The 202-nt window shown below is 65.3% G+C and carries 1 protein-coding gene; it reads right to left on the bottom strand.

Annotation, left to right across the window (positions count from 1 at the left end; genetic code table 11):
• Nucleotides 1-202, bottom strand: a 202-nt coding sequence (locus IF00_RS42445) for an AMP-binding protein (RefSeq protein WP_037640744.1), incomplete at both ends; no start/stop codon positions are given.

Raw genomic sequence — 202 nt, 5'->3', positions numbered from 1 at the left:
GATACGGAAACCGCGCAGCTTGATCTGCTCGTCGCCACGGCCCAGGTACTCCAGCGCACCCTGCTTGTTCCAGCGTGCCAGGTCCCCCGTGCGATACATGCGAGCACCGGCAGGGCCGTAAGGATTGGCGACGAACCGCTCCGCCGTGAGCGCCGACTGACCGATGTAACCGTGGGCGAGACCATGCCCGGCGACATACAAC

The organism is Streptomyces flavochromogenes, assembly GCF_000717595.1.
Classification (GTDB): Bacteria; Actinomycetota; Actinomycetes; order Streptomycetales; family Streptomycetaceae; genus Streptomyces; species Streptomyces flavochromogenes.
Note: the sequence above shows the minus strand (reverse complement) of the source record. Positions and strands in the feature narration are given on the sequence as shown.